This window comes from Vagococcus fessus, from assembly GCF_003987565.1.
GTDB classification, from domain to species: Bacteria; Bacillota; Bacilli; order Lactobacillales; family Vagococcaceae; genus Vagococcus_D; species Vagococcus_D fessus.
In genome coordinates, this window is sequence record NZ_NGJY01000001.1 from 69,125 (window position 1) to 87,520 (window position 18,396).

Annotated in this window: 15 protein-coding genes; 14 read left to right on the forward strand and 1 reads right to left on the reverse strand. The window is 33.2% G+C overall.

Features of this window, described 5'->3' with window-relative positions; translation table 11 throughout:
- Nucleotides 1-90: 90 nt before the first annotated feature.
- The gene (locus tag CBF31_RS11240) at nt 91-1,806 is read left to right on the forward strand and encodes a glucosaminidase domain-containing protein (RefSeq protein ID WP_126829836.1); all 1,716 of its coding nucleotides are present in this window, start codon (nt 91-93) and stop codon (nt 1,804-1,806) included.
- A 34-nt stretch (nt 1,807-1,840) separates the two neighbouring features.
- Here the strand turns inward: CBF31_RS11240 and CBF31_RS00365 are convergent, their stop codons facing one another.
- On the reverse strand, nt 1,841-2,587 hold the full coding sequence (locus CBF31_RS00365) for a hypothetical protein (protein ID WP_126829837.1): 747 nt from the start codon (nt 2,585-2,587) through the stop codon (nt 1,841-1,843).
- Nucleotides 2,588-3,153: 566 nt separating this feature from the next.
- Here CBF31_RS00365 and CBF31_RS00370 point away from each other — a divergent pair.
- The 13 genes from CBF31_RS00370 to CBF31_RS00430 all read left to right on the forward strand — a co-directional run bounded on the left by CBF31_RS00370 (nt 3,154) and on the right by CBF31_RS00430 (nt 18,279).
- Entirely contained in the window at nt 3,154-3,762 is a 609-nt protein-coding gene (locus CBF31_RS00370) for an ECF transporter S component (RefSeq protein ID WP_126829839.1), read from the forward strand.
- A gap of 16 nt (nt 3,763-3,778) precedes the next feature.
- Complete coding sequence (locus CBF31_RS00375; protein WP_126829841.1) at nt 3,779-4,555, forward strand: energy-coupling factor transporter transmembrane component T family protein; 777 nt, start codon at nt 3,779-3,781, stop codon at nt 4,553-4,555.
- Entirely contained in the window at nt 4,543-5,382 is an 840-nt protein-coding gene (locus CBF31_RS00380; protein ID WP_126829843.1) for an energy-coupling factor ABC transporter ATP-binding protein, read from the forward strand. The genes CBF31_RS00375 and CBF31_RS00380 overlap by 13 nt, the downstream gene beginning before the upstream one ends.
- Nucleotides 5,383-6,183 (forward strand): energy-coupling factor ABC transporter ATP-binding protein, encoded by an 801-nt coding sequence (locus tag CBF31_RS00385; RefSeq protein WP_126829845.1) that lies wholly within the window; start codon nt 5,383-5,385, stop codon nt 6,181-6,183.
- An 82-nt stretch (nt 6,184-6,265) separates the two neighbouring features.
- Nucleotides 6,266-7,624, forward strand: coding sequence for a TrkH family potassium uptake protein (locus CBF31_RS00390; protein ID WP_126829847.1), 1,359 nt, complete (start codon nt 6,266-6,268; stop codon nt 7,622-7,624).
- Nucleotides 7,625-7,943: 319 nt separating this feature from the next.
- Entirely contained in the window at nt 7,944-9,596 is a 1,653-nt protein-coding gene (locus CBF31_RS00395) for a sensor histidine kinase (protein WP_126829849.1), read from the forward strand.
- A complete protein-coding gene (locus CBF31_RS00400) occupies nt 9,581-10,348 on the forward strand; it encodes a response regulator transcription factor (RefSeq protein ID WP_126829851.1) in 768 nt (255 codons plus the stop codon). Before CBF31_RS00395 ends, CBF31_RS00400 begins: the two co-directional genes overlap by 16 nt.
- Before the next feature lie 112 nt (nt 10,349-10,460).
- Complete coding sequence (locus CBF31_RS00405) at nt 10,461-11,501, forward strand: extracellular solute-binding protein (RefSeq protein ID WP_126829853.1); 1,041 nt, start codon at nt 10,461-10,463, stop codon at nt 11,499-11,501.
- A gap of 13 nt (nt 11,502-11,514) precedes the next feature.
- On the forward strand, nt 11,515-12,594 hold the full coding sequence (locus CBF31_RS00410; protein ID WP_126829855.1) for an ABC transporter ATP-binding protein: 1,080 nt from the start codon (nt 11,515-11,517) through the stop codon (nt 12,592-12,594).
- A gap of 1 nt (nt 12,595) precedes the next feature.
- A complete protein-coding gene (locus CBF31_RS00415) occupies nt 12,596-14,260 on the forward strand; it encodes an ABC transporter permease (protein WP_126829857.1) in 1,665 nt (554 codons plus the stop codon).
- A gap of 95 nt (nt 14,261-14,355) precedes the next feature.
- The gene (locus CBF31_RS00420; protein WP_126829859.1) at nt 14,356-14,667 is read left to right on the forward strand and encodes a nucleotide pyrophosphohydrolase; all 312 of its coding nucleotides are present in this window, start codon (nt 14,356-14,358) and stop codon (nt 14,665-14,667) included.
- Between the two features lie 210 nt (nt 14,668-14,877).
- Entirely contained in the window at nt 14,878-17,166 is a 2,289-nt protein-coding gene (locus tag CBF31_RS00425) for a bifunctional glycosyltransferase/CDP-glycerol:glycerophosphate glycerophosphotransferase (protein WP_126829861.1), read from the forward strand.
- Entirely contained in the window at nt 17,167-18,279 is a 1,113-nt protein-coding gene (locus CBF31_RS00430; protein WP_126829863.1) for a CDP-glycerol glycerophosphotransferase family protein, read from the forward strand.
- Nucleotides 18,280-18,396 lie beyond the last annotated feature (117 nt).

Below are 18,396 nucleotides of genomic sequence, written 5' to 3' on the forward strand. Positions count from 1 at the left end.
TTTTTTTATTGGTGTTTTTAATGGATTTTGTGTATACTAGTAACTGTCATTTAATAGAATATAAAAAGTTTAATTAGTAGGAGGGACAAGTTGAAAAAAATTACATCTAAAATAATAGTGGGTCTATTATTTTCAAGTCTATTATCACAACCAATCGTTTCTTTTGCAGACAGTATGGATTTAAGTAATCCAGGATTAGAAACTATTAATGTAACGGAAACTAACAATAGTAGTGAAACAGCAGCCTCAGAGATGCCTGAAGAAGTTGAAACTTCAGTTATACCAGAGGAAACACAAACATCGAAAGTACCAGAGGAAACACAAACATCGAAAGTACCAGAGGAAACACAAACATCGAAAGTACCAGAGGAAACACAAACATCGACAGTACCAGAGGAAACACAAACGTCGACAGTACCAGAGGAAACACAAACGTCGACAGTACCAGAGGAAACGCAAACGTCGACAGTACCAGAGGAAACACAAACGTCGACAGTGCCGGAGGAAACGCAAACGTCGACAGTACCAGAGGAAACACAAACGTCGACGGCACCGGAAAAACCTAACAAGCCAAATAAGCCAACTAAACCTAGTAAGCCAGTTAAACCAAACAAACCAGAAAAACCGGTTAAACCAAATAAACCAGTTAAACCAGTTAAACCAGTTAAACCGGTTGGACCTACTCAACCGTCGGTGAAAGTACCTCAAATTCAAACAGGTACGAGTGGTGTTAACGGCGTTTTACCTAATTATTCACCCAACGTTTCAAATGCATTAGGGGCTAGCTTTAACTATCATGTGACTCAAACAGCTAAAGAGTTCATTGACAAGATTGCTCCTTTAGCAGAAGAAGTAGCAGAAGAGTACGGTATCTATGCTTCGGTTATGATTGCACAAGCTGCACTAGAAAGTGGGTTTGGGAATAGTTCCTTAGCCACTGCTCCAAATTATAATCTATTTGGGATTAAAGGCAGTTATGAAGGCAAGTCTGTTTCGTTTGCAACTCTTGAAGATAACGGAACAGGTAGTATGTACCAAATCAATGCAGGCTTTAGAAAATACCCTTCTTATAAAGAATCATTAGAGGATTACGCAAAGTTACTAAAAAGTGGCATTGCAGGAAATTCTAATTTTTATAATGGAACATGGAAGAAAAATGCACCGACATTTAAGCATGCAACAAAATTCTTAACCGGTAAGTATGCAACTGATACAAGTTATGATAAAAAATTAAACGGTTTAATCAACGCTTATAATTTAACAGAATTTGATAATTATAAAGAGCGTATCTATATCGCTAACCATGAAGAAACTTTAGTAGATGTTGCTAAAAAAATGGGTATTAAGTTAGGTGATCTAAAAAAACTTAATAAAGAACTAAAAGAAGATTCAAAATTACCAAAAGGTACAAAAGTTATTTTGAAAAAAGTAAAACGTTATTCAGTATCAAAATCTAGTAAATCTGAAGCTGTAACGATTGCTCGTGAGTATATTGGAGTTCCTTATGTATGGGGTGGAACAACACCTCAAGGATTCGATTGTTCAGGTTTAACACAATATGTATATAATCGTCTAGGAATTAATTTACCTCGAGTTACGTGGAATCAAGAGTTTGCGGGTCAAATGATTGATTTAGCAGACGTTGCTGAAGGGGATTTATTATTCTGGGGAGCTAGAGGAAGCACGTACCATGTTGCTATGTACAGTGGAAATGGTCAAATGATTATGGCACCAGAACCAGGCGATTTTGTTAAAGAATTGCCAATGGCATCATTCTTACCAGATTTTGCAGTACGAGTTAAATAGAAAATACCATCCTATTAAATAGGATGGTATTTTTTTATTCTACGAAAGAAGTTTCTTCTGTCACTAATACCTCAGTAACAGGTGTTTGTTCTTGTTCATAGACTTTATTTTCGGCGTAGTCTCTTAGATTAGCGACATCATTTAACGCTTTATCTAATTTAGCTTGTGTATCAGAATTACTTTCTTTTAGTGATGTGTTTTCTGTTTCTAATGAATTTTTTTCTTGTGTTAAGGCTTCAACTTGAGTACGTGCTATTTTTGTTTGTTCTTCTTTAGTTATAATATCTTGCTCTAATTCAGTTATTGTTGCCTCAGATGCATCAATACGTTTTTGGGCGTCGATAAGAGTCTGTTTATTATTCTCAGAATATTGTGTCAGAAGAGCAACGTACTCATTTAGTTTTGCTTGTTTTTCTTGAAGTAAAACATCTCGTTCGCCTACTTGAGCTTGAGTAGCTTTCAAATCTTCCTGTAGTACCGTTAGTGTATCCACATATTCCTTCATTTCTGAATTGATTGAGTTAAGCTCTTCTAAGGCATTCTTATGGTCTTCTTTAGCTTTTTCTAAATTAGATTTAGCAGAACGTGCGTCACTTTTCGCAGTAGCTAAATCACGTTTCTTCACTGTTAATTGGCTATCAAGCGCATCGACTGCTTGATAAATTTCATCAATAGTGTCTTCACCACCCCAATTAATCAATTGAGAAGCTATAACACCGCCTCCAGTTCCTATAACCAATATTGCCCCTAATGCTACTAAACTTTTTTTCATCTTTTTCATTATTGTCTCTCCTCTTTAATTAACTCTGTAAAAATCATATCAAGTAAAACGGTTTCTTTCTATTCACAAATTGCGTGAGATTGAGTAAAGATTGACCTAATAGAAGTAGCATCTATGTTGTAGGATTTCTTGTTCGTTTTGTGGGTTAAAATAGAATCATGATAGTTGAAAATAGTGTTAAAATAAGCTACACATCAATTATTAAACACGTTATTTGCTCTAATTAAAATGTCTATTAAAAAATGTGTGGAAATTTTTATTTGCAATTAGATAACTCCGTACTTCGTGAAAAATGTTTCGTTTGTACTAGAATTACAAATTTAGGTTAAAAATTATTAATCCTAACAAGAAAATGATGGTTTATTATACGAAGTATTATATAATTAATGGAAAGGGTTATATGTATCTTTACTGATTAATTTATAAGGGGGAGAGGTTCTTTACTATACGTAATTTTTTGAAGTGTATTTTAATTAGTAAGAGTATTAAATCTACAGAAGAATTTCAACGTAATACAATTAAATAACGAATAAAAATAAAATGAAATCATTTGAGGAGAGTAGAAAATGTCATTTAATGAAAAGAAAAGTATGTGGAGTTTTAAGTTAAGTACGGCAGCACTTGTATTGATACCAGCAGCAGTAGGAATTAACTATATTGGAAAAACATTCGCAGGAGTTCTTAAATTACCGTTATGGTTAGACTCTATCGGAACTATTTTAGCAAGTATGTTAGCTGGACCGGTTGTAGGGGCTTTAGTAGGATTAATTAATAATATTATTCATGGGTTAACACAATCACCTATTTCATTCGTTTATGCGATAACACAAGTAGGGATTGGTGTAGTAGCAGGTGTTTTAGCTAAAAAAGGGTATATCAAGAATTTGCAAACATCTATAATTGCAGGTCTTTTAATAGGGTTAGTAGCGGTTGTGATTTCAACACCGTTAAACATTATCTTTTGGGGTGGTCAAACGGGTAATATTTGGGGCGATGCGGCTTTTGCTGCGATGCAAGCCAAAGGTCAAAGTGTGTGGTTATCTTCATTAGTTGATGAGATTGTGGTAGATATTCCAGATAAAATTGTAACAGTCATTGTGTGCTACCTGATTTACAAAGGCTTACCTCAAAAATTAACTTTAATGTATGATGATCAAGACATTCAAAGTTTCTAATTCATAAGGAGAGAATATGAACTCATTAAGTTTATATCATGACAATGATAATTATATTTATAAAATCGATCCGATTACTAAGATTATTTTTGTAGTAAGTATCATTGCAATCACGTATCTTATTCCTACCATTACAGGAGGTATCGTAACATTACTTAGTTGTATAGGGGTTCTATTACTTGCAAAAGTATTAAGAAAAACAGTGCCGCTTTTAAGTGTGAGTGCGTTGGTACTTGTTTCAATAGCTTTAATCCAAGGGTTGTTTTATGGAGGAAATGAAACACCTTTATTAGAGATGGGTCCTGTTGTTTTTTACAAAGAGGGAACGTTATATGCGACGTTATTATGTTTACGAATAATTGTTATTATTCTAGCTTTTTCAGTTTTGATTTTAACGACGAAACCCTCTGATTTAGTGGAGTCGTTAGTAAAAAAAGGCTTGTCACCCAAAATCGGTTATGTGTTATTGTCAGTTTTACAAATTATCCCTCAAATGAGTGCAACAATGGCAACTATCACAGATGCTCAGCGCTCTCGTGGTATGGAGACGGAAGGAAGCTTGATGACTCGTATAAAAGCTTTTATACCGTTAATGGGACCAGTTGTTATGAGTTCTTTGACTAATACAAGAGAACGTTCAATGGCTTTAGAAGTAAGAGCATTTAATTCGACTAAAGAACGAACATATATTAATGAGCCTGTTTTTCATAAGAGTAGTCTGTTTATTCGTATTGTGATTGTATTAGTACTAATTGCTGTTATTGTTTGGAGGTTTTTCCTATGGAAAGGATAGAAGTTGAGAACTTAAAATACCGTTATCCTTTAACGGATACTAATGCTTTAGATGATGTCAGTTTTACTATTTCTGAAGGAGAATTTATTGGGGTTATCGGGGAGAATAATGCAGGCAAGTCAACCTTATGTCAGGCGTTAGTAGGTTTAGTTCCTCATTTTTATAAAGGCTTATATGACGGTAAAGTTATGATTTGTGGTAAAAATGTCAGAGAGTCATCAGTTAGTGACTTATCAGAAAATGTAGGCTTAGCTTTTCAAAATCCCTTTACTCAAGTAACTGGAGCAAAGGTTACTGTCTATGAGGAAGTCGCTTTTGGATTGGAAAATTTAGGGATTCCAAGAGATGAGATGTCCAAAAGGGTAACAGAAGCTCTAGAATTACTAGGTATTTCAGAGTATCGTGATCGTAACCCTTTCGATTTATCAGGTGGTCAGATGCAACGTGTGGCTTTAGCGGGTGTTATTGCGATGAAACCAGATGTCATTATTTTAGATGAGCCAACGTCTCAATTAGATCCAAAAGGCTCTGAAGAAGTGTTTAAAGCGGTTCAAAAATTAAGTGAAAGTGGTATGACTATTATTATGGTCGAACACAAAATGGAAAAAATAGCAGCTTATTCTGATAGAGTGATGTTAATGTCTAACGGAAAAATTATTGATTTTGCGACACCTCATGAGATTTTTTCTAGGGATGATATCCAAGATTATGGTGTGATTGAACCAGTCTATACGCAAGTGGCAAAAGGGCTGGGGATTACACTTGAGAATGGCCTAAATCCTGTGACAGTTGATGAATTAAGTCAACTAATGAAGGGAGAGAGATAAATGTTAACGATTAAGAATGTTACCTTTTCTTACACACCGGATGTACCAGTTTTACATGATATCTCTCTGGACTTTGATACGAGAACAACAGCTATCATTGGTCAAAACGGAACAGGTAAAACAACTCTCGTTAAGTTAATCAAAGGATTACTAGAGTGTCAACAAGGTTCAATTGAGATACTAGGGAAAGAAACTAAAAATTTAAAGGTTTCTGAAATTGCGAAAGAAATTGGTTTGGTATTTCAAAATCCTAACGATCAAATTTTTAAAAATAAAGTCCGTGATGAAATAGAGTTTGGGCCTCTAAATATTGGGAAAAGTAAAGAGGAAACAACTAAGTTAGCTAATGATGCAATGGCGTTATTAGGCATTTCTGAATTAGCTGATAAAAATCCATATGACTTAGGGTTGTCAGAACGAAAGTTGATAAGTATCGCATCAATTTTAGCGATGGATACAAAAGTAGTCATTCTAGATGAACCAACGATTGCTCAGGACCATAAAGGCAAGCAACTCATAAAAAAAGTGATTAAGAACTTACAAGCAGAGGGGAAATTAGTTATCGCCATTCTACATGATATGGATTTTGTTGCAGAAACCTTTGACCGTGCTGTTGTGATGAAAAAAGGGCGTATCTTATTAGATGATAGTGTCAAAATCGTCTTCAGTCAGTCTGAGACTTTAGAAGATGCTTATTTAGAAGCACCAAGTGTGGTAAAGTTATCGCAAGCGTTAGGTGAAGATGAGGTATTTCTTACATTAGAGGAATTTTTAAAGAGTAAAGAAAAGACTGCTTATTAATTAAGTAGTCTTTTTTCTCTGTTAGAATTTATTAAAAAGGTGTATACTGACACTAAAATTAGAAATGTAAAGGAACGTACGAATGACTATAAAGAAACGGTTTAAGGAACTGGATACAGTAAAAAAAATAACAATTGGTTTTATCGTGTTAATCCTATTAGGAGCGTGTTTATTAGCTTTACCTATAACTACACGAGCTGGTAATGAAACGTCATTTTTAGATGCGTTGTTCATTGCCACGTCGGCTGTGTGCGTGACAGGACTTGCTACAGTTTCGGTGGCTGATCAATTTAATACTTTGGGCCAATTTATTATTATGTGTTTGATTGAAATTGGTGGCTTAGGATTTATGTCAGTTGGCGTGATGCTAGCGATAGCGTTAAGAAAAAAATTATCATTTAAGTCTAGAATGGTCTTACGAGATAGTTTAAATGTTGACTCTTTAGCTGGTTTGGTTAGCTTAATGCTATTTGTCTTAAAATCTGCTCTTATTATTCAAGGGATTGGAGCTATACTTTTTTCATTTATATGGATTCCTGAATATGGTTGGTTAAGGGGAGGATTCTACAGTGTTTTTCACTCGGTTTCAGCCTTTTGTAATGCAGGATTTGATTTATTTGGTGATAGTTTAATGAGCTTTCAAGAATCACCTTATATTTTAGTAGTGTTTAGTTTCTTGATTATCTCAGGGGGATTAGGCTTTCTAGTGTGGTCAGACCTCTTGAGTTTTCCAAAGAGAAAAAAATTGACGATTCATACAAAATTATCGCTTATCATTACGGTTTCTTTGTTAGTACTTGGAACAGTTTTCTTTTACTTAACAGACCTTTCTAATGGTGCTTTAGTATTTAATAATGGGAATAAATTCACTCAATTTATCAACTATCTCTTTTTAAGTGTGACCCCTCGTACAGCAGGCTTTGCAACAATTGATTATGGCATGTTGAGTTACGCTGGTTTATTTGTCACAATTTTCTTAATGTTTATTGGTGGGACATCGGGTTCGACTGCAGGAGGGATTAAGACAACGACTTTTGGTGTTTTGATTCTAGTTGTTAGAAGTATTTTAAGAGGACGTAAGGATGTAGAATTTCAAGAGAGACGTATTTCAGAGCAAGTCGTTAGGAAAGCCTTTGTTATTTTCTTTATTGGAATTAGCTTAATCGCTGTTACAAGTTTTATTTTATTATTAACGGAAACTATTCCTGCAGATAAGGGAATGGATTACATTATTTTTGAAGTAGTATCAGCTTTAGCGACTGTAGGATTGAGTGGCGGTTTAACTGCGGAATTAACAACAGTAGGTAAAATTGTAATGATAATTTTGATGTTTATTGGAAGAGTTGGGATTTATACGGTGTTATTTACACTTGTCAGAAAAGAAGATAAGAATGCAACGGGGAAAGTCAAATATCCTCAAGAAAGTATCCTAATTGGTTAGGGAGGAGGTTACAAAGTGAGGTTAATGATATCAGTATGTTTATTTATACTTGCCTTAATAATACTTCCAGTCATTGTCATCTTATCGTTTAAGTCGTATAGAGATTATTTTAGGAGAAAAAAAGCAAATCATTCGACAGTAAAAGCATTATCCTTAACGGTAATAGAAGGTTTAGTTGATATTATAATGTGTGTCTTATAAAAGTATTCGATATGGAATGCTTTTTTTTTTTGACATCATTGAGTAAGATTGGTATTGTTTAAGTGTTTTGAAGGTATTACAAAAATGAAAACGTTTACTAATGGAGGTTTTTTAAAACATGACATTTCAGAAAAAATTAAAAAAAGAAATGTTTATTTATAGCGTAATGTTGATTATACTCTCTACTATTGGTTTAGGAATCGGACTTTATTATTATGATTTAACAACTTCTAGAAAATTATTAACGAAGCAAGAAACAGAGATTTCAGGTGTGTTTTCTTCATTAGAAACAGATTTTAATCGTCTGTATGATGGTAATAAAGGACTTTACCAAAAATATTTAGCTAATAAGATAGAAGATGCAGCTGTTTATTATCAATTCTCAGTTTTTCAAAGTCATCAGTCTATAAAAAGTGATTTAATTTTACTAACGTCAAATGATGACGTAGCGTTTACAACCTCAGGCAAATTTTTAGACGACCCGCGTTTAAGTTATTATTTGAGTTTAGTCCTTAATAAAACTCAAAATTCTGAAAAGCTACGATTCAAAACATTTACAGATATGGAACGAAATCGTTATTTACTACTAATCAGAGGTCTAGAAAATAAAGGGTTTATAGTAGAAATGATTGATCAAAGAGAGCTGGAAAATAAGTTGAATCGAGTAGGAGCTAATTATATTATTTACGATGATTTTGATAATGTACTGGCTTCGTCATCAACACAATTTATTGAATCAAGTTTAAAGAAGGTGAATGCTCATTTCCTAGCAGAACATTTTGAGTATCAGGGAAACCAATATAGTTCGCATAAATTAACCTTAGCTAAAGGAATGAATGTTGTAACATTTACTGAGCACGAGCCTTTTGGACTTGTTGTAAAACGGGTTTTTTACTATATGGCCCCGCTATTTGTCATAATGCTTTTATTTGCTATTTATTTTGTTAAACGATTTTCTCAAAATAATTCAGAGTCGGTGTATAGGTTAAAATCAGAGATGGAAAAAATTATGAGTGATTCTACACATGTTATTGAAATAGAAGGAAAGGACGAGTTTTCTGATATTGCGGAAGCCATTAATAAAATGCTTGCAAGGTTAAATCACTCATATGATCAAAATATAAGATTAGCCAACGAAAATTTGATATTTGAACGAAAAAAATTAGAGGCACAATTTAATCCTCATTTTTTATATAACACACTTGAGGTCATTAGAAGTAGCTGCTTTTATGATACAGCCTTAACTAATCGTTTGATTTTATTATTAAATGATATTTTGAGATACAGTATTGATGAGACTATTACGACGCCATTATTAGTGGATGACCTAACGTATATTGAAAAGTATTTAGAGATTGCTTCTATTAGATTTGATGATTTTTCATATAAGATAGCGTGTGATTCCAAGTCCGAAAAGCTTATAGTACCTAAATTATTAGTTTTACCTTTAATAGAAAATAGTTTGAAATATGGCTTCAGAGATAAATCACAATTATCAGTTTCTATTAGTATTAAGGCATTGAACACTGAACAAATACAAATCACTTATATGGATGATGGAGGGGTTATGAGCCCAGAGGATATTGAGCGATTATTACACAATCTGAAAATGCCTCAAAACAATCAAAATCATCATGGGTTAATTAACTGTAAAAGACGATTAGAACTGATGTATCCAGGTAGTACGTTTACAATTTACCGAGCGGGCATTCAAACAGTGGTAGAAATGGTTATTGAAACAGGGGGTAGAGAGTCATGTATAAGGTTCTAGTAGTAGAAGATGAAAAAATAATACGTAAAGGGATTGTTTATGGATTTGATTATGCTAAATATGACTGTTTTGTGGTTGGAGAGGCTTCAGATGGTCAAGCTGGCATTGAGATGATTAGGGAATTGGAACCAGATATTGTGATTAGTGATATAAATATGCCGGTAAAAAATGCATTTGATATGTTAGAAGCAACACGAGACATGGTTTATAGTACTATTATTATTTCTGGTGTAAACGAGTTTAAAATGGCTCAAGAAGCGATAAAATATGGAGTGACAGAGTTTTTATTAAAACCGTTGGATATGGATAAAATGGCTCTCTCTATAAAAAAAGCAATAGAGCATAAAGAGATGCAGAGACTTTACCAAGAACAGATGAATGCGACAAATTGTACTCTATCCAAAGAGGTATTGGTTTTTAAAAAGGATGAGATGTCAGATAATCTGGCGTTAGAGATGATTCATTACATTGAGAAGCATTACGGTGAAAAAATAACGCTAGAAGAATTAGAACAGGAGTTGAATTACAGCAAGTCCGTCTTGCAAGCACGTTTTAAAAAAGCGACACATTATACATTCAATGAGTTTGTGAACCGTTATCGTATTCAAAAAGCTGTTGAGATGATAAAGAATAAACATAAAGTTTATGAGATTGCATCAGCCTGTGGGTTTAAGGAATATAAGTATTTTAATAAAGTGTTTAATAAGTATACGGGTATGTGCGTATCAGATTTTGCTTCCTTAATTGAGTAAGGAAGCATTTTTTTTTGCGATTATTTTTCCCGAAATCAAATTATTTTTGGATAGTTTTAATTTAAGTATACGCTTACAATGTGTGTATCAACTACAGAAAAGGGGTATTGTAATGAAAAAAATCTATTTAGGTTTAGGTATTTTAGTTGCGTCAGCGGCCTTATTAGTGGGATGTTCTACTAAAAATGAGGATAAAGCAAGTGGCAAGTCTAATGAGAAGAAAATTGTTATTTATTCACCCAACTCAGAAGGGCTAAGTGATGCTGTTATTCCAGGTTTTGAGGAAAAATATGGAATTAAAGTGGAACTCGTTCAAGCGGGAACAGGTGAGTTATTCAAAAAACTAGAGACTGAGAAGGAAGCTCCTGTTGCTGATGTTATTTGGGGTGGGGCCTATTCTCAATATGCAGAGAGCACAGATTTATTTGAAAAGTATACATCTAAAGAGAATGAAAATGTAGTAGAAGACTATCAAAACAAAACAGGATATTATACACCATACACTATCGATGGAAGTGTTATTTTAGCTAATAAAAAACTGATTGGTGATAAAAAAATAAAAGGCTATGGTGATTTATTAGATGAGTCATTTAAAGGAAAAATTTCTACAGCAGACCCAGCAAACTCATCAAGTGCGTTTGCGCAGTTAACCAATATGTTATTAGCAGAAGGTGGTTATGAGAATGAAAAAGCTTGGGATTATGTTAAGGATGTCTTTACGTTAGTGGATGGCAAAATTTCATCAAGCTCAAGTAATGTTTATAAAACAGTGGCGGACGGCGAAATGACAATTGGTTTAACTTATGAAGATCCTAGTGTGAAGTTGTTAAATGATGGTGCAGATGTCGAAATCATTTATCCTGAAGAAGGAACCGTTTTCCTACCGGCAAGTGCAGCGATTATAAAAAATGCAGTTCATGAAGAGAACGCGAAGAAATTTGTTGATTATGTTATTTCTAAAGAAGTTCAAGATATTTTAGGAACAACAACAACAAATCGTCCTGTTAGAAAAGATGCTAAAACTAGTGAAAATATGAAACCGTTATCTGATATTAAAACAATCGAAGAAGACCAAGAATATGTTATTAAAAATAAACAAGATATTGTTAAAAAATACAGTGATGTTTATGTAGACATCCAATCTAATAAATAGAGGAGTAGTCAAAATGAGTAAAATTACTATAAATCATGCTAAAAAAATATACAACGGATTGGAAGTTATTCCAGATTTATCTGTTGATATTCCAGATGGGTCTCTCTTTACTCTATTAGGCCCATCAGGATGTGGTAAAACCACCTTACTTAGAATGATTGCTGGCTTTAATTCAATCGAAGGTGGCGACTTTTATTTCAATGATGAACGAATTAATGATAAAGAGCCTAGTAAACGTAATATCGGAATGGTATTCCAAAATTATGCTATTTTCCCTAACTTAACAGTTCGTCAAAATGTTGAATTTGGTTTGAAACAACGCCAACTTTCAAAAACAGAAATTAAAGAAAAGACAGATACTTATTTAAAATTAATGCAGATCGATCAATATCAAGATCGTAAACCAGACCAATTGAGTGGTGGACAACAACAGCGTGTGGCCTTAGCCAGAGCGATTGCGATTAGTCCTGATGTGTTACTTATGGATGAACCTTTAAGTAACTTGGACGCTAAATTGCGAATTGATATGCGTCAAGCTATTCGTGAAATTCAAAAAGAAGTTGGGATTACAACCGTTTATGTCACGCATGACCAAGAAGAAGCCATGGCGATATCTGATAAAATTGCTGTACTTAAAGATGGCAAAATTCAACAAGTCGGTCGTCCGAAAGAATTATATCACCGTCCAAGTAACATCTTTGTGGCCTCATTCATTGGCAGAACAAACGTGATTGAAGGTAGATTAGTGAAAAAAGGAGGAGAGGCTGTTCTTATTTTTCCTAATAACTACGAATTGCCATTTCCTCAACTTAGTCATGTAGATGAGCAGAAGGTTAAAATCAGTATTCGTCCAGAAGAATTTGTCAGAACAGGGGATCATGGTATAGCAGCGGATGTTATTGATAGTATTTATCTGGGGTTGAATACAGAGTACTATCTAAATTTAGGTGGCAATCAAAAAATTCAAGTCACAGAAGAGTCGACATTTGAAGAAGATTTAACAACAGGTGACCGTATTTATCTTGAAATTAATACGCAAAAAATTAATGTCTTCAATGAGGATGGCAGTCAGAATTTACTAGGTGGTGAGTAGGATGGGAAAGAAAAAATTTAAATGGGACATTTGGAATGGGTCCTCATTGTTTATATTGGCAACATATTTAATTTTTTTAGTCTATCCTCTAGGAAGTCTATTAAAACAAGCGATTATCGTTTCTGGCAGTGTGTCATTTGAAAATTTCGTTACGTTCTTTTCTAAGACCTATTACTCTGAAACGTTGATTAATAGTTTTAAAGTGTCTCTTACGGCAACGGTTTGTGCCTTAATCGTGGGGATACTTTTAGCTTATTTGTTTGCTATGTATGAATTTAAAGGAAAAAAGGTTTTACAAATCCTAATTATCATTGCGTCAATGTCTGCTCCTTTTGTTGGGGCTTATTCATGGATATTACTTTTGGGACGCAGTGGTATTATTACAACATTCTTATCTCAAACATTTGGAGTTGTGATGCCAGATATATATGGATTTAAAGGAATTACTTTGGTCTTTACTTTACAATTATTCCCACTTATTTTCTTATATGTTAGTGGTGCTTTTAAAAGTATTGATAATTCCTTATTAGAAGCTTCAGAGAGTATGGGCTGCAGTGGTTTGGCACGTTTCTTTAAAGTTATTTTACCATTGCTACTCCCAACTATCTTAGCAGGGGCATTACTAGTCTTTATGCGTGCATTCTCTGATTTTGGGACGCCGATGTTGATTGGTGAAGGCTACCGAACTTTCCCAGTTTTGATTTATACAGAATTTATGAGTGAAGTTGGAGGAAATGCTTCCTTTGCTTCATCACTTGCGGTTATTGCAATCATCATCGCGCTAACTATTTTCTTGATACAAAAATATGTGTCAAATAAAAATACGTTTACGATGAGTTCTTTACATCCAGTGGCAGAAAGAAAAGTATCTGGACTTAAGCGTGGGATTATTTATGTCGTATCTTATGGCGTTGTTTTTCTTGCCATTTTACCACAGCTTTATTTAATGTATACATCTTTCCAAAACACAAAAGGAATGGTCTTTGTGTCAGGTTATTCATTAAACAGTTATACAGAAGCATTTAATCGAATGGGGTCAGCCATTTTTAACACTATTAGGATTCCGCTAATGGCTCTTGTTATAGTTGTTATATTTGCAGTATTTATTTCTTATTTGACTGTTAAAAAGAAAAATATTTTAACTTCAGCGATTGATATTCTAAGTATGGTTCCTTATATTGTACCTGGAACGGTGCTAGGAATTGCTTTCTTAGCGGCCTTTAACACGGGAATTGGTGGATCAGGTTTCTTAGCTATTACAGGGACCGCTTTAATCATAGTTATTTCGTTAACTGTTAGACGTTTGCCATATACAATACGGTCATCAGTTGCGACATTGGGTCAAATTCCTGACTCTATTGAAGAAGCGGCATCAAGTTTAGGGAGTAGTAAGATAAATACGTTCTGTAAAATAACAGTTCCGATGATGGTCTCAGGAATTGTTTCAGGAGCTATTTTAAGTTGGATTACCATGATTTCAGAACTATCAACATCTATTCTACTGTATAATGTTAATACGAAGACAATGCCAGTAGCTATATATACAGAAGTTATTAGAGGGAATTACGGAATTGCAGCAGCACTCTCTACAATTTTAACGGCTATAACAGTAGCGTCGTTATTATTATTCATGAAAGTAACGAAAAGCGATACGATTACAATGTAATCACTCAAAGCACTTCACTAAAATAGGTGAAGTGTTTTGTTGTTTTGAGAGACTGCGTTATAATAAAAGCATTATAAAAAATGGAGATGAGCGTAATGGAAGAATTAATGAAAGAAATAAATGAATTTAGAGATGAACGGAACTGGCGACCATTTCATACTCATAAAGATTTAGCTATTTCAGTATGCTTAGAAGCTTCTGAATTATTAGAAAATTTTCAATGGAAGAATGACAAGCAAGCCGTAGAAGCGGATATGGAAAATATCAAGGATGAGATTGCTGATGTTTACATTTATTTAATGATGCTGGCAGACGATTTGAATTTAGACGTGAAGGAAATAGTACGCAATAAAATCGTGAAAAATGGCATAAAGTATCCAGTAGATAAAAGTAATGAATTAGTCTAAAATAAGTGCATGATTTAATTTAAAAAGCTATGTAATTACTGGGATAAGTATATTTGTAATTTGGATAATTTAATAATATAATGGATAAGTATGAGTAATTGTTGCCTTTGGTATGTAAAGGTCCAGACGATGAATAGTTTGAAAAAACTTATCTGTGTGAGATAAGTGTTATTAAATTTCAAATAAAAAAGAAAGAGTGAGAAATATAATATGAGCGAATGTATTTTTTCTTTAATAATACCAGTATATAATGCTGAGGATACAATAGAACATTTGATACAGTCTATCGCAGGACAAACCTTTGAAGGTAGATTTGAATGTTTGTTTATAGATGATGGGTCACAAGATGGGACTCTAGAAAAATTAAAAGAGTTGAATGACCATTATTTCTCATCTAAACCAAATATCGATATTGAAATTATTGCTGATGGCCAAAATTTAAAACAAGGTACTAGAAGAAACCAAGGCATCATGAGAGCAAAGGCTGAGTGGTTGATGTTTATCGATTCAGATGATTCGATAAATATCAAGACTTTAGAACTATGCTACGATAATATGGTAAAAAACCCGAATGCTGATTTTCTGTATTTTAATTATAGTTATGATGCCTCTCAAGTTACAAAACGTAAGAGAGAAAGTTATACTCCTTATTTTAGAAATGTTAATTTTGGTTCAGAAGAGGTAGGGAAGTTAATTGGAAAAGAAACCAATTTGCTATTAAATCACCCCATATTCTTTACGGTTAATAAAGTGTATAGAAAAGAATTTTTAATCTCAAATAATATCTTTTATGGGGAAGGCTACTTATATGAAGACATTGAGTTCTATATAAAGAATGTAATTTTAGCTGATGAAGTGGTGGTATTACAAAATAGCTTCTATAATATTCGATTAAATGATCATTCGGTGACGGCAACTAACTATGACACGACTAAGCATACGGATGACTTGTTGACTTCTTTTAAAAAAATCAAATCAATGGAGTTTGAGTATAATCCCTATCCGATTGTTAAATATTATATAAACAGAGCACTTCATTATTCAGAAGAACGCTCTAGCTTGAATAAAAAAGAACAAATAGAATATCTTAAAGAATTTATTAATGAAATAAAATCATGGGAAAGTTTTGAACGATTTAGAGTACCTAAGAAGGTTGGGACTAATCTTGAGTATATGATATTCAAATCTGGTTACTTCCAAAATAATCAAGTTAAAAATATGATTAATATTAATAAGATGTTGAGGTATAAAATGACTAGACCAACATTGAATCTAGTTACAAGATGGAATAAAACAATAAGAAATAAAAAAATAGTGAAGATGTTAAATAAAGCAACTCAAATAAGAGTAAATTTATTTCCTCCTAAACGCACTTCTAATGCAGATGCTATTACAGTAGAAGATTCTTCGAAACCTGAATTAGATGATAAAATCCTATTACTAGGTTTTGACTATAAATATAATGGGAACTCGATGCACTTATTTAACGAGTTATCAAAATACTACGACTATAATCATCTGAAATTTGCGTGTAAAGAGCAACCAGAAGATGATAGTCATTTGTTACAAGCTTATACATTAACACCGCATAGTCAAGAATATAAAAAGTATCTAGCGACAGCTAAGGTTGTAGTTGCAGAATCATGGGTTAATTTAAACGAAAAAGAAGGCCGTTATTTAATTCAATTGTGGCATGGTAATCCATTTAAAAAAATGTTGTTTGATAGTCCTGAAACTGAAGTGGACAGATGGAACAAAAAGCAAAAAGTTCAGAAGTCAAAAATGATTTCTAAATGGCATTTTTTATTATCTGAACACAGAGATATGGATTTGAAATATGCCTCTTCTTTTAATATTCCATTGGAAAAATTAGTTCGTGCACCACAACCCAAAACCAAGTGGATGATAGAAAATAAAGATAATGCAGAACTCAAACAAGCTGTACGAACAGAGTTAGGTATTAGTGATGATAAAAAAATGGTATTATATGTTCCAACTTGGAGGGATTATAATTTTAAAAAGAATCTAGCTGCTATTAATAATGACTATATGGTTGATTTTAATAGGTTGAAAGAAAATATGGAAAATCCTGAAGATTATATTTTTGTTATGAAACCACATCCGATGGATAAATTAGGAGACAATAATAAGCCTGATATTCTTATAGAAGGTTCAGAGGCAATTGAAAAATACGTACTTGCGTGTGATTTGTTAGTAACAGATTACTCATCTGTATTATTCGATGCAATAAACGTTGATAAACCGTTTTATTTGATTATGAAAGATTTTGAGTACTACTCTAAAATTAGAGGGATGTATGAGGGAGATTTGAAAACATTTGAAAAAATTTCAGTCGATAATGAGAGAAACTTAGCTGAAGTGATCAATCGAAGGACGACAATCGAGTCGTCTGAATTAGATAAGTATCGTCCAAAAAGTATGACTTCTATCTCTCATACGATCATGGAATTATTAAAGAATGAACAGGAGTTAGATTAGATGGAAATTTCAAAATTTAAAACATCACTATTGTCTTTAGTCTTACCAGTTAAAAAGAAGCAGGTTTACTGTTGTTCTTTTTCAGGGAGATATTATAGTGATAGTCCTCGTAAAATATCAGAGTATATTCAAGAGCATTATCCAGAACATACTGTAGTTTGGGGCTATCATAATGGCTATCAAGATAATTTTCCAGATCATATAGAAAAAGTGAAGATAGGTTCTTTTAAGTGGGTTAAAGCAATGTTGACCTCTGGTTATTGGGTAAGTAACGCTCGATTACCTCTTGAGATGCATAAACCACATAAAACAGTATATTTACAGACATGGCATGGAACACCATTGAAGAGACTAGCGAATGATATGGAAGTTGTAAATATTGTAAATATGGACCCAGAAACATACATATCTGAGTTTTTAGAAGAAACATCTCGTTGGGATTACTTGATTTCACCAAATAAATATTCAACACCAATTTTTGAAAGTTGTTTTGATTACAAAGCAGAGATACTAGAGTACGGGTATCCTAGAAATGATGACTTGTTTTTAAGAAATACACCTGATGAAATAAATCGAATTAAAGAGGAACTTAACATTCCACAGAATAAAAAAGTGGTCTTGTATGCTCCTACATGGAGAGACACTAAAAATTTCAGACTTCCATTTAGTTTGTACCAAATGCGACAAACGTTAGGTGAGGACTATGTATTATTGACAAGATTCCATTATTTGGTCAGAGATAGAGTTGCAACAGGTCACTATGAAGAATTTTGTTATGATGTTTCAGATTATCCTGAAACTAGTGATTTGTATTTAATTAGTGATGTTCTTATTACTGATTATTCTAGTACTATGTATGATTTTTCTCTATTGAAACGCCCTATTATTCTATTTATGGACGATTTAGAGCTTTACAAAAATGATTTACGAGGTTTTTATTATGACATAGAGGCAAAACCTTTAGGGCAAGTTGTAAAAGAGCAAGAAAAATTGGGTGATGCCATTTTGAATAGTGAAAAGTTATTGCCTAATTTTCTCCCTAATTATGAAGAATTTACTTCGAAATATAACGGAGATAGTTCTAAACATATTGTTGAAAAAGTATTTAAATAAAGAAAGGACTATGATAGATGGCAATATAATTTGGCTCTTTGTTAATAAGGACTGATGAGTTAAATTAATAATGAACTATGAGAGAAAGCTTATCCTTTCTTTCATAGTTTTTTGTTT